Consider the following 21,391-nt stretch of genomic DNA (forward strand, 5'->3'; position numbering starts at 1 on the left):
TAGCCAAGGGCGCCCTCACCCCAACCCTCTCCCGAGGGGAGAGGGAGCTGTCTGAGCGAGCGTTCCGCTTCATCAGCTCCGGTAGGCTCGTGAGTTGCGACGGCCTTATCGTCGAAGCCCAACGGACGGACTCGAACACGCCGCGCTAACGCTCGGCCCAACCTACGAAACGCCTCACGTCGCCAGCCCCGTAGCCAGGAGCCCCCTCACCCCAATCCTCTCCCAAGGGGGGGGGGAGCTATACGAGCAGGCGCTCAGCTGCATCAGCCCCGGCAAGCTCGTGATCGGTCGCCGCGCCTAGCCGTAGGTTGGGCTGAGACGGCCCCACCGTCGAAGCCCAACACACCGCGATCGCCGGATAACTCCTGTTGGGCTTCGCTAGCGCTCAACCCAACCTACGAATCTGCTTCACGCCGCCAGGGTCGCGCCGCCGTCCACCACGATGTCCTGCATGGTGATATGGCTTGCCAGGTCCGAGGCGAGGAACAGCACGGTGTTGGCGATCTCGTCGGGCTGGGCGATCTTGCGCAGCGGGATGCCGAGCTTGAAGTCCTCCGGCAGGCCGTCCACCAGGCGCTGGTAGCCTTCGGGCGAGCCGAGCATGCCGGCCAGCATGGGGGTCGCCGTGGAGCCGGGCGAAACCACGTTGCAGCGCACGCCCGAGCCCGCCAGTTCCAGGGCCACGCAGTGGCTCAAGGACACCAGCGCCGCCTTGGAGGTGCAATAGCCGGCCATCTGCAGGCGCGGCACATGGGCGGCGTTGGAGGCGATGTTGACGATGGCGCCGCGGCCCTGGGCCTTGAACAGCGGCACCAGCTGGCGGAACAGGTAGAAGGGGCCGGAGACGTTAACGTCCAGCAGCGCCTGCCAGTCGTCCAGGCTCAGGCTGTCGCTGGTGCCCAGGCGCAGCACACCGGCGCCATTGACCAGCACGTCCAGGCGCCGCTCTTCGGCCAGCAGGGCCTGGCAGACGTCCTCGACCTGAGCCGCGTCGGCAACATCCAGCAGTTGGGTGCGAAAGGGATAGCTGCTCTCGGCGAATTGCCGGTCGAGGCCGATCACCTCGGCGCCGGCCGCCTGGAAGCGGCGTGCCACCTGCAGGCCGATGCCCTGCCCTGCGCCGGTCACCCAGACGCGCTTGCCGGTGAAATCCAGTTGCGTCATCAAGGGCTCCCTAGGCGCGAGCGCGCAGCAGATCCAGCCAGCCCTGCAGGGTCGGCTGGGCGGCAAGATCGGCGAAGGTGACCGGCAGGCCCCGCTTCTGCCATTCCCCCACCAGGGTCATGACCTGCACCGAATCCAGACCGAAGTCGGTGAGGTTGTCGTCCAGCGCCGGCTCCTCGTCGTCGGCATCCAGCAGCGGCTGGACCTGGGCACGCAGCCAGGCTTCGTCGAGCACCGCCGCACCCGCGCCGGTGACCTGGGCGGTGCTGAGGGTGCTGCCGCAGCGGGTAGCCACGTAGCGCAGCGCCATGCGGTGCTCTTCCTCGCTGAAATCGGCGACGGCGTCGCCGATCAGGAAGGCCTGGATATCCCGCATGAAGGCGTCGGTACAGGTGGTCAGGCAGCCGATGTGGGCATAGACGCCGCAGACGATCAGCTGGTCGCGGCGCCACTCGGTCATCAGGTCCTGCAGGTTGGAGCGGTGAAAGGCGCTGTAGCGCCACTTGGTCAGGACCACGTCATCGCCCTTGGGGGCCAGCTCCTCTACCACCTGCTGCAGCGCAGGATCGGCCTGGGTCAGGCCAGGGCCCCACATGTCGTTGAGCAGGGCACGGTCGGCTGGCGGCTGGTCCGTGGGCTGGGCGGTGTAGACCACCGGCACGCCCTGGGCATCGGCCCAGGCACGCAGCGCGGCGATGTTGGCCACCACCTGGGCGATCAGCGGGCTGTTGTCGCCATAGAACTCGACGAAATAGCGCTGCATGTCGTGGATCAGCAGCACGGCGCGATCGGCCACAGGCGTCCAGGCAACCTTGTTGGCGGGAAAGCCGGCGGGCTGGGGCAAGGGATAGGACGCAAGACGGGGAATAGCCATGGGAAACCTTAGGAACGTTCGGTGGAGGGGGTCTGCAGCTGCTCGCGCAGGCGGCGCTTGTCGATCTTGCCGACTGCGGTGAGCGGCAGCTGGTCGAGGAACTGGAAACGGTCGGGCAGCTTGTATTCGGCCACGCCCTGCTCGCGCAGATAGCGGCGCAGCGCTACCGGCTTGAGTGCCGGATCACTCACCACCAGGCAGGCGCAGCTCTTCTCGCCCATCAGCTCATCGGCGATGGCCACCAGGGCCGCATGGGTGATACCGGGATGACGCAGCAGCAGGCCCTCGATCTCGGCCGCGGCGATCTTTTCGCCCCCGCGGTTGATCTGGTCCTTCACCCGGCCGACCACCTTGAGGTAGCCGTCGGCATCGCGCTGGACCACGTCGCCGGAAAAGTAGAAACCCTCGGCGTCGAACACCTGGGCATTATGCTCGGGGCTGCGGTAGTAGCCGCGGAAGGTATAGGGGCCACGGGTGGACAGCAGACCGGGTTGGCCATCGGGCACCGGCTGGCCGTCTTCGTCGGTGATGCGCACCTCGTCATCCGGGCTCATGGGGCAGCCCTGGGTGGTGAAGATGCGCTCGGGTTCGTCGTCCAGGCGGGTGTAGTTGACCAGGCCTTCGGCCATGCCGAATACCTGCTGCAGCTGGCAACCCAGCTCCGCCGGCACCCGTCGGGCCTGGGCCTCGGCGAAGCTGGCACCGCCCACCTGCACCATGCGCAGGCTGGCCAGGCGGGCACGCTGCTCGGGTGCGGCAGCGGCCTGCAGCCAGAGCGCCACCGCCGGGGGCACCAGGGCCACCCAGTCCACCTGATGGCGCTCGATCAGTTCGAAGCAGCGCAGCGGCTCGGGATCGCGGGCCATGACCACGCAGCCGCCAGCGATGAACACGCCCAGGGCGCCAGGCGAGCTGAGGGTATAGTTGTGCCCCGCCGGCAGGGCGCAGAGAAAGCGCGTCGCGGGGCTCAGCTGGCAGATTTCGACGCTGCGCCTGAGGCTGTAGTAGTAGTCGTTGTGGGTACGCGGGATCAGCTTGGGCGTACCGGTGCTGCCACCGGAGAGCTGGAAGAAGGCCACCTCGCCACCCGCGGTGGGCGTCAACTGATAGCCGGACAGCGGGGTGTCCAGGCGTTGCTGCAGGCTGCGTGCGTCGTCCGCGCCATCCAGCAGCACCTCGCCGAGGCCCGGTGCCACGTCACGCAGCTCACCGAGGAAGCTGTCGTCGCGGAACAGGTTGTGCTCGCGGGAAGCGATCAGCAACCTGGGCTGGATCTGCTGCGCATAGGCCAGCAGTTCCAGCTTCTGGTGACTGAACAGGGCGTTGACCGGCGCGATGCCGGCCTTGAGCAGCGCGAAGAAGACCACATAGAACTCGGCCACGTTGGGCAGCTGCACCAGCGCCGTGTCGTGGCGGCGCAGACCGGCGGCCTGCAGGTGGGCGGCTAGGCGGCTGGAGCGCTCGTCCAGCTCGGCGTAGCTCAGCTGCCGCTCGCCGCAGAGGATCGCCGGCGCCTCGGGCAGCGCCGCGCGGCTGCGGGCCAGGATCTCGGTCATGGGCAGGTCGAGCCAGTAGCCGAGGGCGCGATAGCGGGCGGCCAGATCGTCCGGCCAGGAGGTGAATTCCAGACTCACGTAGGGCTCTCCTCGTCGAGCAAACCACAGGCGGCACGCATGGTGCCCAGTTTGGCGGTGACCTCGGCCCATTCCGCCGCGGGGTCGGATGCCTCGACGATGCCGGCGCCGGCGAACAGCCGCAGCCAGTCGTCCTGCACCGTACCGCAGCGGATGGTGACAACCCACTCGCCATTGCCCTGGGCATCGCACCACCCCACCATGCCGGTGAACAGGCCGCGGTCGAAGGGTTCGATGCGCTCGATCAGCTGGCGCGCCGCGGCCGTGGGATAGCCGCAGACGGCCGGCGTCGGATGCAGGCGGCAGGCGAGTTGCAGCGCCGAGGTGCGACTGTCGGCCAGTTCGCCGTCGATGGCGGTGGACAGGTGCCACATGGCATTGGTGCTGAGCAGCGACGGCGCTTCGGGGACGTCCAGCCGGCTGCACAACGGTGCCAGCTGCTGGCGGATGTCCTCGATCACCAGGCGGTGCTCGTAGTGGTCCTTGCTGGAATCCAGCAGGTCGCGGGCCACCCGCTGGTCTTCCACCGGATCGGCCTGGCGCTTGGCGGAGCCCGCCAGGGGATTGGTGTATACCCGAGCGCCCTGCTTGCGTACTAGCAACTCGGGGCTGACCCCGACCAGCTCACCGCCCTCGGCGGTCGGGATGCGGAATTGATAGCCAGTGGGATTCTGCCGCGCCAGGTTCGCCAGAATGACGTCCACATCGGCGGGTTCGGCCAGACGAATCTCCTGAATCCGCGACAGCACCGCCTTGCTCAGTTCACCGCGACGGAAGGCCTCGATGGCCTCCTCCACCGCCAGGCAGAAGCCGTCCGCGCTGGGCAGGTTGCGCACCTCACGCACCTGCGCCGGTGTGATCGGCGCAGGGCTGACCGGCGCCGAGCGGGCCACCCAGGCATGCTCCCGAGGGACATAGAGGCAAGAGGGCCTGGTGGTATCGAAGGGAATGGCGCCCATGATCACCGGCTCGGCGATGCCGGCCTGGCGGGCACGGGCGAAGGCCTCTTCCACGGCGTGCAGGAACAGGCTGTCCCGGTGCGCGCCGCCGCTGGCCGGTGTCTCGACCCGGGCGCAGATGCCCTGTCCCTGCAGGACGCGATCACCCGACTGGAACAGGAACGCGGCCTGTTCCCGACGATCGGCAGCTACCTGCTCGACCCTCTCAGCCCTCTTGCTCGTCATTTCGATGAACCTCTACACGAATGATAATTCTTATCAATAATCGGAAGCTAACTTTTGTCTGACGAAAAGTCAATTCGTTAGGGACCAAACGATTTTCTCGATGGGCATGCAAGCCCTTGATATAGCTCGTTTATTGCCATCCGGCGATGACTACATAAGCTAGATCCAGTCCGATAGCGGCTGCCCTCTCGGTACCTGATCACTGGAATGGCTTGCCGGCTCCGGGTGCTTCTTTGAAAATGAGAGTGATTATCTTACAACTGGAAGGCGTTCATGTTCAGCTTGTCGTCATTGTTTCGCATTCTCACCACCCTGGCTGTCGCCACCCTGGCGCTGGGTGGTACCACTCAGGCGGCGGACTGGCCGCGAGAGATCAGCGCCGATGGCAGCCAGGTGACCCTGCCCGCCAAGCCACAGCGCATCGTCTCCACCAGCGTCACCCTTACCGGTTCCCTGCTGGCCATCGGCGCCCCAGTGGTAGCCAGTGGCGCCACCTCGCCCAACAACAGATTCGCCGATGACCAGGGCTTCCTCCGCCAATGGGGCGAGGTCGCCAAGGAGCGCGACGTGAAGCGGCTGTACATCGGCGAAGCCAATGCCGAGGCAGTGGCCGCCGAGGCCCCTGATCTGATTCTGGTCAGCGCCGCCGGCAACGACTCGGCCCTGCGTCTGGTCGATCAACTCAAGGCCATCGCTCCGGTGCTGGTGGTGGGTTACGACAATCGCAGCTGGCAACAGGTGGTGGAGCTGCTGGGCCAGGCTACCGGTCGCGAGGACGCCGCCGCCAAGGTGGTCAACGACTTCGCCGGGCGCGTCACCGACCTCAAGGCGCGCCTGCAACTGCCGCCGCAACCGGTATCCGCCTTCGTCTACAGCCCGGCGACGCGGCAGGCCAATCTCTGGACCGCCGCCTCCTCCCAGGGTCAGTTGCTGGAAAGCCTGGGCTTCAAACTCGCCGCGCTGCCAGTCGGTCTCGCCACGGGCCACAGCCAGGGTCAGCGCCATGACATCCTGCAGCTGGCCGGCGAGAACGTCGCCACCGGTCTCAACGGCCAGACCTTCCTGCTGTTCGCTGCGGACGCCAAGGAGGCCGAGGCGGTGCGCAGCAATCCGCTGCTGGCACACCTGCCGGCGGTCAAGGAGAACCGCGTGGAGGCGCTGGGCGCCGAGACCTTCCGCCTCGATCCCTACAGCGCCAACCTGCTGCTGGATCGACTGGAAAAGCGCTACGCCAAGCCCTGAACCGGGCAATCGCGGAAAACGCTACGCCAAACCTTTAGCTATCCGTAGGGTGGACAACGGCGCAGCCTTGTCCACCACTCCCTGCCGTGAACCCCAGTGGAAAACGCTGTGCGGTTTTCCACGCTACGCCAGGCGCACCGGAGCGGATCAGGCGCCGAGGCTTTCAGCTCGACGCAGACCGCTGGCCAGCGCCCAGCACAGGGCAGCCACCAGCATGGCGACCAGACCGAAGACGAACGCTGCCTGCGCCGGCAACATCAGGCTGGCCAGGCCGCCGAACAGCGCCGCGCCGATGGCCTCGCCACCAATATTTTGTGCCGTCCACAGGGCATTGATCCGCCCCAGCAGGCGATCCGGGGTCAGGCGCTGGATCAGCGCGTACTGCACCAGCGAATTGAGGGCGCCCAGGTAGCCGAACAGCACCAGGCACAGCGCGGATAGCCAGAAGCCAGGTAACAGCGCGAAGACCGCTACCGCCAGAAAGGTGGCCACCGCACTCATCAGCAGGGTACGCCCAGGGCGTGGCGCCTGGTTCAGTCGACCACTGGTGAGGGCGCCGAGGGCAGCACCCAGGGGGGCGGCGGCATAGAGCCAGCCCAGGTGACCGGTATCCAGCCCCCAGCTCTCCCCCAGCGCGGGATAGAGCACCCGCACCGCATTGGCCATGGTCACCAGGGCGCCGACCAGGGCCACGGCACCCAGCAGCCGGTTCTCGAACAGAAAGGCAATGCCGCCACCCAGGGCCTGCCAGGGCGATTCGCGCGGCTGCTCCGGCGGCGGCAGCGGCGGTAGGCGCAGCAGCACCAGCAGGGTGATCAGGGTACCGAAGGCCGTCAGCCCGTAATTCCAGACGACACCGCTCTGGGCGATCAGCAGCGTCCCCAGTGGCGGCGCGATGATGGCGGCCACCCGCACGCTGAGCATGTTCAAGGCGCCGGCCTGCACCATGGATTCCCGGCCGACCAGGATCGGTGTCACCGCCAGCAGCGCGGTGACGCCCAGGGCGCCGAAGAAGCCATCCCACAGCGCCAGCAGGTAGATGGCCGTCAACGATGGCTCGGGCAGGCTGGCGTTGATGGCCAGGCCGATGAAGCCCAGGCCGCAAATGGAGCGGGCGGCGAGGATCAGCCGGCGCCGCTCCAGGCGGTCGGCCAGCACCCCGCCGGTGAGCAGGCCAACGAACATGCCGATGCCGGCCATGCTCAGTGCCAGGCCTACCTTGAGCGGCGAGTCGGTCAGGGCCTGGACCTGGATGGGCACCGCCACGGCGAGCAGCCCGAGAGAGAGTACGGACACCAGACGGGCGATGAACAGGGTACGAAAGGCGGCGTGGGACCTGAGCAGGCCGAAGTCGAGCAGAAAGGACGTCTTGGACATGAATCACCGGAAAAACACAGGGGACGCTATCGAGCCGCCGAGGCAAGGCTGTTAGCATGTAATACAGACTATCATGTGTTAATACGCCTTGTTCTCATCCACTCCCTCTCCTGCCTGCCGTCGCGGATGATCATGCGCCGCTTCCTTATCCTCGGCTGTGCGGGTCTGTCGCTGCTCCTGGTGATGGCCGCGAGCCTGGCGCTCGGCTCCACCGCCATACCGCTGGCCGACGTCTGGCAGGCGCTGGGCCACGGCTGCAGCGATCCCGCCTGCCTCATCGTGCGCGAGGCGCGCCTGCCGCGAACGCTTGCCGGCCTGCTCGCCGGCGCGGCGCTGGGCGTGGCCGGCACCCTGATGCAGGCGCTGACGCGCAACCCGCTGGCCGACCCGGGCATCCTCGGCGTCAATGCCGGTGCCAGTTTCGCCGTGGTGCTGGGCATCGCCCTGTTCGGCGCCAGCGGTCCCGAGCATTACCTGGGCTATGCCTTCGGCGGCGCCCTGCTCGCCAGCCTGGTGGTTCTGCTGGCCGGCATCGCCGGTGGCGGCGGCTTCAACCCCATGCGCCTGGTGCTGGTGGGGGTGGCTCTAGGGGCCATGCTCGAAGGCGTCAGCTCCGGTATCGCCCTGCTCGATCCTCTGGTGTACGACCAACTGAGATTCTGGCAATTCGGCTCCCTGGACGTGCGCCAGTTCGAGCTGCTGCGCAGTGCCAGCCTGCCGGTACTGGGGGGGGTGGCTATCGCCCTGCTGCTGGCTCCGGCACTGAATGCCCTGAGTTTGGGCACCGATCTGGCCGTAGCCCTCGGCACCCGGGTCCGCCAGACCCAACTGCTCGGCCTGCTGGCCATCACCCTGCTCTGCGGCGCGGCAGCCGCGGCAGTGGGTCCCATCGCCTTCGTTGGCCTGATGGTGCCGCATCTGGGCCGCTGGGCCATCGGCGAAGACCATCGCTGGCTGCTGCCCTTCGTCCTGCTATTCACCCCCAGCCTGCTGCTGACCGCCGACATCGTCGGTCGCCTGCTGGTGACCAATGAGCTGCGCGTCTCGGTGGTGACCGCCTTCCTCGGCGCACCGCTGCTGATCTGGCTGGCGCGCCGCCAGCGCCAGGGAGGTCGAACATGAACCGCCCTGATCGCCTGCGCCTGCCCGGGGTGCTGCTCGCCCTATTTGGCGGCGCCCTGCTGCTGGCGACGTTCGCCCTGGGCAGCGGCAGCCTGACCCTGAGTCCTTCCCAGGTACTGGCCGCCTTGTTCGGCGAGGCTCCGCGCGGCATCGAGCTGGTGGTCACCCAGTGGCGCCTGCCGCGGGTGGCCCTGGCGCTGCTGATCGGCGCCGCCCTGGGCCTGAGCGGCGCGCTGTTCCAGTCGCTGCTGCGCAATCCCCTGGGCAGCCCGGACATCATGGGCTTCAACACCGGCGCCTACAGCGGGGTGCTGGTCGCGCTGGTGCTGTTCCAGGCCAGCATCCTCTGGAGCACCACCGCCGCCCTGATCGGCGGCCTGGCCAGCGCCGCCCTGGTCTATGCCCTCACCTGGCGCGGCAGCGGCGTGGATACCCTGAGACTCATCATCGTCGGCATCGGCGTGCGCGCCTTGCTGATGGCGCTCAACACCTGGCTGATCGTGCATGCCTCCCTGGAAGCCGCCTTCAGCGCGGGCCTGTGGAGCGCCGGCTCACTCAACGGGGTGACCTGGGCCAAGGCCTGGCCGGCGGTGATCTTCATCCTGCTGGCGGGTGCGGCCAGCCTGGCGCTGAGTCGGCGGCTGTTCCTGCTGGAGATGGGCGACGACACCGCCTGCGCCCTGGGCGTCCCGGTGGAGCGCACCCGGCTGTCGCTGCTGGGCCTCGGCGTGGTGCTCACCGCCGCCGGTACCGCGGTGGCCGGGCCGATCTCCTTCATCGCCCTGGCCGCACCCCAGATCGCCCGCCGCCTGACCGGTACCCAGCGCCTGGCGCTTCCCGCCGCCGCCCTCACCGGCGCGGTCCTGTTGCTGGGCGCGGACCTCATCGCCCAGCGCCTGTTCCTGCCCTATGTCCTGCCGGTGGGCCTGGTCACGGTGAGCCTGGGTGGGCTCTACCTGATCGGCCTGCTCATCTGGGAGTCCCGCCGCTCATGAACGACGCCCCTTGCTCGCGCCTGCACGCCGAGCGCCTGACCCTGGGCTATGGCCGCAAGCTGATCGCCGAAGACCTCTCACTGACCATTCCCGATGGCGAACTGACGGTCATCATCGGTCCCAACGGCTGCGGCAAGTCGACCCTGCTGCGCACCTTGAGCCGGCTACTGGCGCCCAGCCAGGGCCAGGTCTGGCTGGACGGCCAGGCGATCCAGAGCTATCGCACCAAGGAGGTCGCGCGCCGCCTGGGCCTTCTGCCACAGAGCTCCCAGGCGCCGGGGGACATCTCGGTGCGCGACCTGGTAGCCCGCGGACGCTATCCGCACCAGACACTGTTCGGTGGCGTGCGCGCCGACGACGAGCGCGCGGTGACCCACGCCATGCAGGCCACCGGCGTCTTCGAACTGGCCGACCGGGCGGTGGACACCCTGTCCGGTGGCCAGCGCCAGCGGGTATGGATCGCCATGGCCCTGGCCCAGGAGACCCCGCTGCTGCTGCTCGACGAGCCCACCACCTGGCTCGACATCACCCACCAGATCGACCTCTTGGAGTTGCTGGAAGACCTCAACCGCCAGCAGGGCCATACCCTGGTGATGGTGCTGCACGACCTCAACCACGCCTGTCGCTACGCCACCCACCTGGTGGCCATGCGCGACGGCAAGGTACTGGCCACCGGCCGCCCGCGCGACGTGGTCACCCCCGAATTGATCAAGGCGGTCTATGACCTGGACTGCCTGATCATCGACGACCCGGTGGCCGGGACGCCCATGGTGGTGCCCCTGGCGCGGCGTTCGGCCAGCTAGAGCCCTTTCAGCGCCCGATTGAGCACCGGACCGATCTGCGCCAGCTGGGCCGGGGCGATGATGTCGACGTGGGCGCAGTCCACCTCGTGGGCCTGCAGGCGGGTGATCCAGGGCGCCCAGGTAGCCTTGACGTCCATTCCCACCGGCAGGGTGCGCCGGGCGACGAACATCAGCGCCTCGCCGTCGAAGCAAGCGCTGTGCGCCGTGGCCAGCAGGCGTACCGAGTCGGCGTAGTTGCCTTCGATGGTGGCGAACAACTCGGCCCCCTCGCCCAGCGCCGGGTCGGCGAGGCCCTGCTGGGCGGCGAGGAAGGCCTCGCGCTCGCGGTTCACCTCGGCCAGCACCTCCGGGTCCAGCTCGCGCTGGCCCTCGCGCTCCTGCCAGTTCTGGGTTTCCGGCGGATAGGTGTCGAGCAGGCCCAGGAAGGCGACCTCCTCTCCGGCCGCCTGCAACCGCGCCGCCAGCCCCTGGGCCAGGGTGCCGCCCAGGGAGTAGCCGAGCAGATGATAAGGCCCCTGCGGCTGCACCTCGCGCAGGGTGTCCAGATGGCGCTGGATGACGGCGTCCAGATCGGCGCCCTGGACCAGGGCGCCGTCCGGACGCGGCGACTGGATGCCGAGCAGCGACCAGCGCGGATCCAGATGCCGTTGCAGCACGCTGAATTGCCAGGCGAAGCCCGAGGCCGGATGGAAGCAGAACAAGGTGGGGCCGTCGCCCGGGCGCAGCGGCAGCAGGGTCTCGAAGCCGGCGCGGGTCTCGCGGGCAGCGTCCTGCTCCAGCTGCCTTGCCAGGCGGGCGACGCTGGAGGCCACCATGATCTGGCCGATGGACACCGGTTGCGCCAGGCGTCGCCGCAGGTTGGCCGCCAGGGTCATGGCCAGCAAAGAATGGCCACCAAGGGCGAAGAAGTCGTCATCCGCGCCCACGATGGCGCAACCGAGCACCTCGGAGAAGGCCGCCGCCAGCTCGCTTTCCAACCCCGGCGCCAGCGGTCGACTCGCGGCCCTGGCCGCGCCCTGGGGCGCCGGTAGCGCCTTGCGATCCAGCTTGCCGGTGGCACCCAGGGGAAATTCCTCCAGCTCCACCAGGGCCACGGGCACCAGATGTGGCGGCAGCTGATCCGCGAGGCGGGCGCGCAGGCGCTCCAGGTCCAGCACCGCACCCGGCTGGGCGAGCAGATAGCCCACCAGTTGGCGGGCATCGCCCCCGGCGCCATTGGCCGCCTCGCCCAGCACCCGGGCATGGGTGACGGCCTGGGCGACGCCTGGCAGCGCGAGCAGGGCATGATCGATTTCCGCCAGTTCGATGCGCTGGCCACGGATCTTGACCTGGTCATCGCTACGGCCCAGGTAGTCGACCACGCCTTCGGGCAGCCAGCGGGCGACGTCGCCGGTGCGATAGAGGCGCTCGCCCTGTCCATCGGGCGCGGCGATGAAGCGTGCGGCGGTCAGGTCCGGGCGCCCCAGGTAGCCATCGGCGAGCTGCACCCCGCTCAGATAGAGCTCCCCCGCCACACCTGGCGGTACTGGCCGCAGGCGTTCATCGAGGATGTGCAGCCCGGTGTTCCACACCGGCTTGCCGATGGGCACGCTGCTGCCGGTGACGGCCGCCAGGGCAGCACCATGGGCCGGATGGTAGGAAACGTCCACCGCCGCCTCGGTGGGGCCATAGAGATTGTGCAGGGGCGCGCCGACCCGGCGCTCCCAGGTGCGGGCCAGCTCGGTGGGCAGGGCCTCGCCGCTGCAGAAGACGTGGCGCAGGCTGGCGCACCGGGCGGCGGCCGCGGGCTCGTCCAGGGCGGCGACGAAGGCCGCCAGCATCGAGGGCACGAAGTGCACCGTGGTCACCTGCTCCCGGGCGAACAGCTCCTGCAGCGCCTCGGGATCGCGGTGGGCCTCGGGCGGGGCCAGGTACAGGCGAGCCCCCACCAAGAGCGGCCAGAAGAACTCCCAGACCGAGACATCGAAGCTGCTTGGCGTCTTCTGCAAGACGGTGTCGCCAGCGCCGATCGGATAGCTGTCCTGCATCCACAGCAGGCGATTGACGATGGCGGCATGACCTACCACCACGCCCTTGGGCCGGCCCGTGGAACCGGAGGTGTAGAGCACATAGGCCGGATCGATGGGCCGCGGCCCCTCGAACACCGGATCTCGATCCAGCACCGCCTGGGGCGCATCGAGGATCAGCACCTGGCCCTCGCTCAGCACCGGGAAGCGCCCGCGCTGGCTGGCATCGGTCACCAGCACCCGTGGTCTGGCGTCGTCGAGCATCAGTTGCAGGCGCTCGTCAGGATAGCCGCTATCGAGTGGCAAATAGGCGGCGCCCAGTTCGACGGTGGCCAGCAGCGCCAGGGACAGGAACACCGAGCGCGGCAGCGCCACCGCGACGATGTCGCCCCGCCCTACCCCGGCCGCGCTCAGGCGCTGGGCCAGGGCCAGCACCTGCTGGCGGGTCTCGGCATAGCTGAAGGCATACTGCAGATCGGCCAACGCCGGTGCCAGGGGGGTTCGCGCGGCCTGGTCGGCCAGCAGGGTCGCCAGGGTGGCCACTGGCAGCGGGCGTTCGGTGGCGTTGATTTCGGCCAGCCAACTGCGGTCCATCGGCGCCAGCAGGTCGGCATCGCCCAGAGGGAGCCCGGGCTGCCCGGCGAATTGCTCCGCCAGCAGCCCGAAGCGGTCGGCGTGGCCCTGCAGTAGGTCGGCGGCGTAGCGCTCGGCGTTGCCGAGCAGCTTGATGTCCAGGGCGCCGCTGGCCTCCAGGTAGAGGGCGATCTCCAGGTCGCGCACCGGCCCCGAGGCCAGTTCGTGGGTGATGCCCGGCACCCCGGCGAAATCCAGGGCGAAATCGAACAGCTTGAGGTTGATGACCGGCCCGGTCAGGGGCTCGGCATCGCCCGGCCGGCCGAGATCGCGGGCGATCTGCTCGGCGTCGTAGCGCTGGTGACGACGTACCTTCTTGAGCTCGGCGGCCAGCACCGCGGCCAGCTCCGGCAGCGTCTGGCCGGTAGTCGTGCGCACGCCCAGGGGCAGAACGTTGAGCGTCGCCCCACCCGACTTGAGCGCCACCGAGCCCATGCGCCGCATGAAAATGAAACCGGCGCTGAAGGCCGGCTGGCCACTGAGGCGGGCGAACCAGGTCGCAGCAAGGGCCACGGCTAGATCGGCCGGCGTCACCCCCCGGGCCTTGCCCTGCTCGGCCAGCTTCGCGAATACCTCGGCAGCTACGCGGGCACGGGCTTCCACCACCCGCGGCGTCGGCACCTGCCCGGCCAGCCCCCCGGGCGCCAGGGACGCGGCCGGCGGCAGCGCAGCCCCCCGCTCGCGCCAGAAGGCTTCGTCGCGCTCGCGGACGGCCGACTGCTGATAGTCCTGATATTCCCGCACCACCTCGGCAAAGGAGACGAAGGGCGAGGCCTCGGCCGTCTCACCGCGCACCGCGGCGCTGTACAGGGCGGCCACCCGCTTGGCCAGGGCGGCGAAGCCATAGCCATCGATCAGCAGGTGGTGATAGCGCTGGTACCAGAACAGGTGATCGTCACCCAGCTGGTAAATCCGATTGAGCCACAGGGGACCGCCGCTGGTGGCCCTCAGGTCGCCATCGAGATCGGCGCGAATGGATGCCCGCGCCGTACCTTCCGGATCGGCTGCCCCGCGCAGGTCCAGCCACTCGGGTGTGGGGATCGCCGCGTCGGTATCTATCCACTGCACCAGCTCGCCCTCGCGTTCAGCGAAGTTGAGCCGCAGGCTGTCCAGCTCGCCCAGGCCCTGGACGATGGCCGCCACCAACGCCTCGGCCTTGAGCGGACCGCGCAGTTCGACCAGATGGGCCACGGCGAAGGCATTGGCATGGGGCGACAGCTGATCGGCCAGCCAGATGCCGGGTTGGGCGGCGACCAGGGGCAGTTCGGAAAAGGCGCAAGAGGGCGTAGAGGACACAGGAACTCCAGTCAGGAAAGCAGAGAGGCGGCCGGGCGGATATCGCGCCAGTGGCTGGCCAGCCAATCGTCACAAGCCGCGCGCAGCGCGGGCCCGAACACCGGCTCCCAGCCGGCGGGAACGGTCATGGCCTCCGGCCAGAGGCTGCACTGGCCCCGGGCATTGCGCAGAATCAGCAGCACCTGCGCGGGATCGTCGAAGGGATTGAGAGCGTCCATCGGACCTCCTGGCAGTAGGGATTAGCGGTGGGCGTCGGCGGCGACCAGGGGTTGCCAGAGCCGGACCAGGCCATCGAGCAGGCCCCCGCGCCACCAGAGGGCATCATGGCCCCCATCGATCTCGCGATAGTCGAGGTCATGACCCTGCTCGCGCAGGCGCTCGACCAAGGCGCGGGAAGCTTCGAGGATGGTCGGTTCGCGCAGTCCCGCCTCGATGAACAGCCGCAAGGAATGCCTGCTCCCCTGCCCGCTTTCCAGCGCCTCGAACAGCCGTCCCGGCGCGCCGCGCTGCGGCCACCAGAAGGAGCCGGACTGGCTCAGGGCGCAACCGAAGCGCTCCGGCCAGTGCAGCGCCGCATAGAGCGCGGCCAATCCGCCAAAACTTTGCCCGGCGACGACAGTGGAGGACGCTGACTGGGCATGGGGCGCCCAGTCGCGCACCTGAGGCAGCAACTCTTCATGGACCGCCTGCCAGAACGCGGGATTGCAGGGCAGCTCGCTGCCGCGTAGGGCACGGTCACTGTTGTCGATCAGCAAATAAACCGCCTCCGGGAGCTGACCGGCATCGGTGAGCTGCTGCAGCGGCGTACCTATGGGCATTGCCTCCGCCCAGAACTGACCATCCAGCAGGATGGCCAGCGGTCGCTCCATAGGGGTGGTATTACCGGTCGTGAAGACCCAGACCGGGCGACTGTTACCCAACTGGATGCTGTCCCACTGATACTGCTGCATTCTTGACGGGGCAGCCGGAGACAGACTGCGGTCATCGAAGGACGCCCAGGCTGGCTGCGCTGGTGCGCCTGGCAGATGCACGCCAGATACCGCCAGTCCTCGGCCACCCTGCCAGGCGCGGCGGGGATTGAGCCGGTCGGCCTGGGCCAGGGGAAAGACGCTGCGCCACCACAGGCGGATACCCTGGAGGTCAGGTTGGGACTCGTCTTCGAAAGCGGCCGGCTCCCCGGTAGGGATGAGGCAGTAGCTGCCGCGCCAGCCTCCGTCCAGCTCGGTCTCCCAGGCCCAGACATCGGTGCCCGGCAAGCGAATGAGGCTCTGCGGCAAGCCCGGCTGGTGATGGTCGGTGACGCCGGTAATGTTGAGCCAGACCCGCTGGGTATTGGAGTGCTCGGCCGTGCCCTGGGGATCACGCCAGAGAAAGGTCAGGCGATAGCGCCTGCCGTCGACGGGTTCGATCAACGGCGTGCCGCGACAGGCCACGGCGTGCCACCAGGGTTCGCTGCCCAGGTCGTCACGTTGGAGAAGAGAGTCTTTCATTGCGTCAGGGTACATCGTCGGAGAATTCGTTATGGCCCGGCGCGCGCCGTCTTACGGCGGCGTCGCGACCCGAGCGTGGCCCGGGTCAGCCAAGGGCTTAGAAGTCGTAACGCGCCCCGACCATCACGCTGCGCGAGGGGCCCTGGAAGTTGAAGGTGGAGACCGAACCTACGCGCGACCAGTATTCCTTGTCGAGGAGGTTGTTCACGTCCAGGGTCGCGGTGAGCTGCTTGGTGACCGGATAGGAGAACTTGGCATCCACCGTGGCATAGCCGGGGGCGGAGACCGTTACGTTGTTGACGGTCTGAGAGAAATCGCTCATGGCGGTCACCCCACCCCCAATGCTCAGCCCCGTCAGCAGCCCGCCCGCCAGGGTGTACTTGGTCCACAGCGAGGCCATGTGCTTGGGCATGGCTTCGAACAGGGTGTTGCCGTCGCCGCTGAGGTTCTGGGTATCCATGTAGGTGTAGCCGGCAAGCATCTCCCACTGCTCGGTGAGCTTGCCGCTGATCTCGATCTCAGCGCCCTTCACCCGAGTCTTGCCGGAGGCCTCAGAATAGGTAGTGATGGGTATGTTGTTAGCATCGAAAGGGCGAGTTACCCGATTTTCATCGGTAAGTTGGAAGATCGACAGCCGTGCGTTCATGTCGCCGTTGAAATAGCTGCCCTTTATCCCGACCTCGTACTGGTCGCCCTCGCGCGGATCCAGCGCTTTGTTTTGGGCGTCTAGCGCGCTTTGCGGCTTATAGACCTTGGAATAGCTGGCATAGAGGGAATGGTAGTCGTCCAAGTCGTAGACGGTGCCCAGATAGGGTGTAACGAAGCCACTGTGCTTCTGGCTCTCCCCCGCCTCGGCGCCGCTGGCCAGGGTGGTGGTATAAGCCTCGCCCTTGTACCAGGAGACGCGCGCACCGCCGATCAGCGCCAGGCGCTCGATGGGGCGGAAGGTGACCTTGGAATAAAGGCCGAACTCACGATCCTCGCCACTGAAATCGGTCTGATAGGCACGGGCCGGCTTGGCGAAGCGGGTCGGCGAATAGCTGTTCACATTGACCGTACCCAGGACGCTGTTGCCGTTCTGGTAGTCGGTGTCGTAGTGCTTGTAGTCCGTCCCGACGACGAATTCGCTGACCTGCCCCAGCGCCTCGAACGGCTGGCTGTAGCTGGCGTCGAGGGAGTAGGCATCCTGCTCGAAGTCCCGGGTACTGGCGCGAATGCTCGTGTTGCCGTTGGCCTGCACCGCCCCGCCGGTGAAGGCATAGAGATAATCCGCCTCCCGATGCGAGGCCCGGGCGGCGATGCGCCCATAGCCGCCGTTATCGAACCTGTGGGTCAGCTCGAAGATGCCGTCGGTGGTCTTGCCATCGAAGTAGTTCCAATCCGCCCCGAGGAAGCGCGACTGGCTGAAGTCCAGCAGATTGCCCTGGGCGTCGGTGGGATAGCCATTGTGCGGGGTGAGGTTCTTGACCTGATGGATCAGACCGAAGGAAAGCTGGGTGGCGTCCGACAGATCGATGTCCAGGTCGCCGTAGTAGCTCTGGTCGGTATTGGCGTTGTAGTCCACCTCGCCATTGCTGTCGGCACGCGAGGCGACGAAACGACCGCGAACGTTCTTGCTCGCGGTGAGCGGGCCGGCCAGGTCGATTTCCTGGTAGTTGGTGTCCCAGGAGCCGTAGCGCCCGGTGATATGGCCCTGAAAATCCTCGGTGCCGCGCTTGCGCACCATGTTGACGATACCGCCCAGCTCGCTGGTGCTGTTGAACAGCCCCGAGGGGCCACGCATGATCTCGACCCGGTCGAAGGGCGACAGGATGGGCACGGTGCCGAAGATGCTGGTCATGGGCGCCGGCAGCCCGTCGACGTTGTATTCGTCGTATTCGTAACCACGCGAATAGATGGAGGAACGCCCGCTGTCGTTGGTGAGCACCCGCAGCCCGGCGGTGGACTTGGCCAGCTCGTCCAGGGTGTTGAAGTTGCGATCCTTGATGTACTCGCTGGTGTAGGAGGTGATCGACTGGGGAATGTCGCGCAGTGCCGCCGGCGTCTTGGTGCCCACGGTCGCCGAATCCACGGTATAGCCACCGGTCTGCTCCGAGGGCGCCATGTCATAGAGGCGATTGCCTTCGATGGTCAGGGTGTCCAGCTCCGTGGCGCTCTGCTCCGCGACCGAGGCGGCGAGCACCGTCAGGGGAAAGGGAATCAGGGCGCCGATCAGGAGTAGCTGACGAAGCGCTCCACGTGGTTGGCGGACGGGCTGGCAGAGGGTTCCTTGGGTGTTCATGGTGATCCTTGTGACCGTGGCGTTGCAGCCGACGCCGTGCACTTGAAGGCTGCTCTTCGCGGCATCGCGCGAGGGCCAGCACTTTAAATGATAAAAACTCTCATTATCAAATGTTACGTTAAGCAATAGTCGTTTGCATCGCAGCGCACAGGCAGCCGTGATCCGCGCCCAGAGGCCGGGGCGGAATCAGGAAGAAGACTAGGAACGTATCGAGCGGACCAGATCGGTCCGGCGGGAAGGGGTCAGGCGACGTCCCGACAGGGCGCGCCGCAGCCGACTGGTGGCGCGTTAGAGACCGGAAACCGCGGGCGTCTTGGCGGCCATCTGGCCAATCACCGGGCTGGGCAGCCGGCAGACGATCTCGCCGATGGCATTCATCCGTGCGAGGCCACCGTCACCCTTGCAGGCGTGGTAGTCGGCAAGGTGTTCGGAAGGCGAATTGCGCAGCCCCTGATCGACCGCGACTACCAGGGCGATGATGCCCAGGCCCAGAGCAACGATTTCGAGCGTGCTGCGGGTACGATACCAATGGATCGGTCGCGAAAGGCTCATGGTGGCTCCAGAAAGGGGACGAGCGTCGGCTGCAGGGCTTCCTACTCTAATCGCCCTGCCATGAATGTAAACAGCCATTACTCGGTGGAGGCCTGAGCGTCGCGGTTCACCTGCTGGCGCTTACACCGGCGCTCGGTGGAGACAAACCCTGCGTCCAATCGCCCTGCCCTATTGGACAAGCCAGAGCGCGGGCTTTCAGACCCGAGCATCCTTGGGTAGAAAGGCGCGATCAAGCTCTGCGCCACGGTCATTCCGCGCCCAGCCGATCTGCCTGGTCGCTATCCAGGAGCTCAGACCGGCAGTCGCCTCTCCTCAGGGATTTTCTTTGGCAGGGGTCTTGATGTAGCCGGGTACCGCGGAATCCGGCGGCGTATGGCGCCCTTCGGTAGCCGCGGCCCCATTGGCCTGGGCGCGATCCTCCGCCGCCTTGGCCTGTTCCTGGGAGGCACGATCGACCTTGCCCTCGGCGGCCTTTTCCTGGGCATGCTGGGCATGCGTCTGGGCGTCCCGGGCATGGTCTTCGGAGGTCTTGTCACAGGCCGCCAGGGTGACGGCGCTGACCAGTACGAGGGACGACAACAGAGCTTTCGACATTGGGTATTCCTGACAATGGAGACTTCTCAGAGACCCGGCCGGGTGCACGTTGGTTTCTGGTCGGCCCTGCCCGCCTTGTGACTTGAGGTGTGCCTCTCAGGTCGAGCCTGCCGCACACCGCTGTCTTGGTGTTCAGCCAAGAACTCCATCCAGGCAATTCGTCTTCCTGCGCAGTAGGCGCACGTCACACCACAGGTGCACCTTTGAGACGAAGGTGTCCCCTACTGCCACCGCCATCGGCTCCACGCCAAAGGTCAGGAAACCCGCCCGCTCATACAGCGCCTGGGCAGCCTGATTACCCTCGGTCACCGTCAGCTGAACGACCTTGAGCGTGGCAATATCCTTCGCATACGTCAGCAGCTCGGCCAGCAAGGCTCCGCCTATTCCCAGCCGTCCATGCCGATCAGGTACGTACAGACCGAACAGCGTCGCCTTGTGCCGCACCTTCTCCCGCGTTTCGAGCCGGAGCCCGGCCACGCCCAGCAAGGTCTTTCCTTCCGTCGCTCCCCAGATCAGCTCCCGCACCTGATCGCCGACCTGCAGCCGACGCTCCCACCAATCGAGTGGCAGCCCTTCTCGTTCCTGCACGCTGGACGTAAAGGCCTCCGGGTACCTGGCGTAGGCTTCCAGCATCAGTTGCCTATAGGCCGGCGCGAATTCAGGTCCCAGACGGTGAATCTTTGCGTTCTGTATCACGGGCGAGGTTTCCCTTGGTGTTTACCCAATACCTGACTCTGGCCCAACTACGCGGCCGCTACAGTAGTGCAACCGCGATATCAGCTTGTGAGCACACTAGCAGTAGATTTGCCGATGTGATCGCTCAGGTGTCAATCCAACTTAGAGGTCAGTAGTGGCTCCGCTGGCTCGTTAGTCCTCTACCGCACCCGATACCGGCGTCGATTGTCGTGGCTGAAGCCTCTCGGCTCGCGAAAACATCGGCACTGTCGCCAGCGCGCAGCTGGCTGCGGCAAGCCACACCCCGCACCAGGAGGCCTGGCTCAGCAGCACTGAAACGGTGACAGGTGTGAGAAACAGTGCCACGAATACCGCAGTGTTACCCATGGCCAGGGCTGTACCAGCGCGGCTGGCGCCGGCCAGGCTTGCCAATTCGGTGTATGCGACCCCGTGCCAGACAGAGACACAGATACCCGCCGCCACCATCACCAGAATGATGAGCGCCATCGCATAGGCGGAGGTATTCAATCCGCTTGCGTTGATAGCGCTCACAGTCAGGCCAAGGGTTAGGAAGCTCAAAGCGCTTAGCCATGCACACATCGTCAAATAGGAAAGACGGTTCCTGTGCCTGTCTGTCCAGCGTCCGCTCCAGATACGACCGATGATCGCGCCCACCTGGATGATCGCCAGCACGGCCGAAACCACGGCAATGTCGACCGGACCAACGTCATGAAAGAACACTGCGGCGTAAGTCAGAATGGTGAACTGCGGGACGCAGAGCAGGCTGATAGCCAGGACCATCCGCCAGACCCCGGGGTCTCGTAACGGGCTAGGGTCCGGCCCGCTGGTCATGGGAAACGCGGCGAGTCCTGACTCAAGCAACCAGGCCCAGGCAAACAATCCTGCCAGTACACAGCCTGTAGCGGCCACGGCGAACACCTGGACAAAGCCGTAAGCATGGGCCAACCAGGGTAAGACGATGGCTCCCAAGGCATAGCCACCTGGCACCGCAGTCTGGCGAATGCTCATGGCGAACCCCCGTTCACGCTCGCTGAACCAGACCATGATTGCCCGGCCACTAGCCCCGTTGACGCTGCTGCCTAGCAAGCCCACTGCAAATAAACCCATCGCCAGCACCAAGGCGGTAGGTACCAGAGCGCTCAACAGAGCTAGCCCGATCAAGGCCATGGCTGAACTAAACAACCCTGTCAGCAGTATTCGACGGTCGCCCCAGCGATCGGTGAGTAGGCCCCATGGAATCTCACTGACCGCAATACCCAGTCCCAATACGCCCAACACCACTCCCAACTGTGCAGTATCCAAGTGATAGGTATCCCGCATGTACACCGCCGCCGCTGGCAGACCGCCTACAACACTGGAGAAGCTGACATTGGCAGCGACTCCCACAGCTAGAACTTTCCAACGATGATTTGGGTTAATCGCCATCAGGTGCTCGCTATTCAAGAAAA

The 21,391-nt window shown here is 66.7% G+C and carries 17 protein-coding genes; 4 read left to right on the forward strand and 13 right to left on the reverse strand.

What is annotated here, in order from left to right; genetic code table 11:
* Positions 1–408: 408 nt before the first annotated feature.
* Genes dhbA through ACWPW1_RS14835 form a run of 4 tightly spaced genes read right to left on the reverse strand, consistent with a single transcriptional unit; the run spans position 409 to position 4,856 of the window.
* Positions 409–1,164, reverse strand: coding sequence for a 2,3-dihydro-2,3-dihydroxybenzoate dehydrogenase (dhbA, locus tag ACWPW1_RS14820; RefSeq protein ID WP_059315463.1), 756 nt, complete (start codon positions 1,162–1,164; stop codon positions 409–411).
* Positions 1,165–1,174: 10 nt separating this feature from the next.
* Positions 1,175–2,038 (reverse strand): isochorismatase family protein, encoded by an 864-nt coding sequence (locus ACWPW1_RS14825; RefSeq protein ID WP_434774551.1) that lies wholly within the window; start codon positions 2,036–2,038, stop codon positions 1,175–1,177.
* A gap of 8 nt (positions 2,039–2,046) precedes the next feature.
* Positions 2,047–3,672 (reverse strand): (2,3-dihydroxybenzoyl)adenylate synthase, encoded by a 1,626-nt coding sequence (locus ACWPW1_RS14830; RefSeq protein WP_454253314.1) that lies wholly within the window; start codon positions 3,670–3,672, stop codon positions 2,047–2,049.
* Entirely contained in the window at positions 3,669–4,856 is a 1,188-nt protein-coding gene (locus ACWPW1_RS14835; RefSeq protein WP_454253315.1) for an isochorismate synthase, read from the reverse strand. Before ACWPW1_RS14835 ends, ACWPW1_RS14830 begins: the two co-directional genes overlap by 4 nt.
* A 273-nt stretch (positions 4,857–5,129) precedes the next feature.
* Here ACWPW1_RS14835 and fepB point away from each other — a divergent pair, with 273 nt between their 5' ends.
* A complete protein-coding gene (fepB, locus tag ACWPW1_RS14840) occupies positions 5,130–6,098 on the forward strand; it encodes a Fe2+-enterobactin ABC transporter substrate-binding protein (RefSeq protein ID WP_454253316.1) in 969 nt (322 codons plus the stop codon).
* A 147-nt stretch (positions 6,099–6,245) separates the two neighbouring features.
* On the opposite strand, the gene entS is transcribed toward fepB, so the two are convergent.
* Positions 6,246–7,475, reverse strand: a complete 1,230-nt coding sequence (entS, locus tag ACWPW1_RS14845; protein WP_323149317.1) for an enterobactin transporter EntS — start codon at positions 7,473–7,475, stop codon at positions 6,246–6,248.
* A gap of 126 nt (positions 7,476–7,601) precedes the next feature.
* Here entS and fepD point away from each other — a divergent pair, with 126 nt between their 5' ends.
* Genes fepD through ACWPW1_RS14860 form a run of 3 tightly spaced genes read left to right on the forward strand, consistent with a single transcriptional unit; the run spans position 7,602 to position 10,395 of the window.
* Positions 7,602–8,597 (forward strand): Fe(3+)-siderophore ABC transporter permease, encoded by a 996-nt coding sequence (gene fepD, locus ACWPW1_RS14850; RefSeq protein ID WP_454253317.1) that lies wholly within the window; start codon positions 7,602–7,604, stop codon positions 8,595–8,597.
* Positions 8,594–9,592, forward strand: coding sequence for an iron-enterobactin ABC transporter permease (gene fepG / locus ACWPW1_RS14855; protein WP_323150219.1), 999 nt, complete (start codon positions 8,594–8,596; stop codon positions 9,590–9,592). The genes fepD and fepG overlap by 4 nt, the downstream gene beginning before the upstream one ends.
* On the forward strand, positions 9,589–10,395 hold the full coding sequence (locus ACWPW1_RS14860) for an ATP-binding cassette domain-containing protein (protein ID WP_323150218.1): 807 nt from the start codon (positions 9,589–9,591) through the stop codon (positions 10,393–10,395). The genes fepG and ACWPW1_RS14860 overlap by 4 nt, the downstream gene beginning before the upstream one ends.
* Here ACWPW1_RS14860 and ACWPW1_RS14865 read toward each other — a convergent pair.
* The 8 genes from ACWPW1_RS14865 to ACWPW1_RS14900 all read right to left on the reverse strand — a co-directional run bounded on the left by ACWPW1_RS14865 (position 10,392) and on the right by ACWPW1_RS14900 (position 21,368).
* Positions 10,392–14,330: an amino acid adenylation domain-containing protein gene (locus ACWPW1_RS14865; RefSeq protein WP_454253318.1), complete on the reverse strand. Its 3,939-nt coding sequence runs from the start codon at positions 14,328–14,330 to the stop codon at positions 10,392–10,394. The genes ACWPW1_RS14860 and ACWPW1_RS14865 overlap by 4 nt on opposite strands.
* A gap of 11 nt (positions 14,331–14,341) precedes the next feature.
* Positions 14,342–14,548, reverse strand: coding sequence for an MbtH family protein (locus tag ACWPW1_RS14870; protein WP_323148550.1), 207 nt, complete (start codon positions 14,546–14,548; stop codon positions 14,342–14,344).
* Between the two features lie 21 nt (positions 14,549–14,569).
* Complete coding sequence (gene fes / locus ACWPW1_RS14875; RefSeq protein ID WP_454253319.1) at positions 14,570–15,820, reverse strand: enterochelin esterase; 1,251 nt, start codon at positions 15,818–15,820, stop codon at positions 14,570–14,572.
* Positions 15,821–15,917: 97 nt separating this feature from the next.
* Positions 15,918–18,101: a TonB-dependent siderophore receptor gene (locus tag ACWPW1_RS14880; RefSeq protein ID WP_454253320.1), complete on the reverse strand. Its 2,184-nt coding sequence runs from the start codon at positions 18,099–18,101 to the stop codon at positions 15,918–15,920.
* A 288-nt stretch (positions 18,102–18,389) separates the two neighbouring features.
* Positions 18,390–18,653, reverse strand: a complete 264-nt coding sequence (locus tag ACWPW1_RS14885; protein ID WP_434774563.1) for a hypothetical protein — start codon at positions 18,651–18,653, stop codon at positions 18,390–18,392.
* A gap of 312 nt (positions 18,654–18,965) precedes the next feature.
* Positions 18,966–19,247, reverse strand: coding sequence for a hypothetical protein (locus tag ACWPW1_RS14890; RefSeq protein WP_059315477.1), 282 nt, complete (start codon positions 19,245–19,247; stop codon positions 18,966–18,968).
* Positions 19,248–19,379: 132 nt separating this feature from the next.
* Complete coding sequence (locus tag ACWPW1_RS14895; RefSeq protein WP_454253928.1) at positions 19,380–19,880, reverse strand: N-acetyltransferase family protein; 501 nt, start codon at positions 19,878–19,880, stop codon at positions 19,380–19,382.
* 234 nt (positions 19,881–20,114) lie between these two features.
* Entirely contained in the window at positions 20,115–21,368 is a 1,254-nt protein-coding gene (locus tag ACWPW1_RS14900) for an MFS transporter (protein ID WP_454253321.1), read from the reverse strand.
* Positions 21,369–21,391: the final 23 nt, after the last annotated feature.

The organism is Pseudomonas sp. Marseille-Q7302, assembly GCF_965111925.1.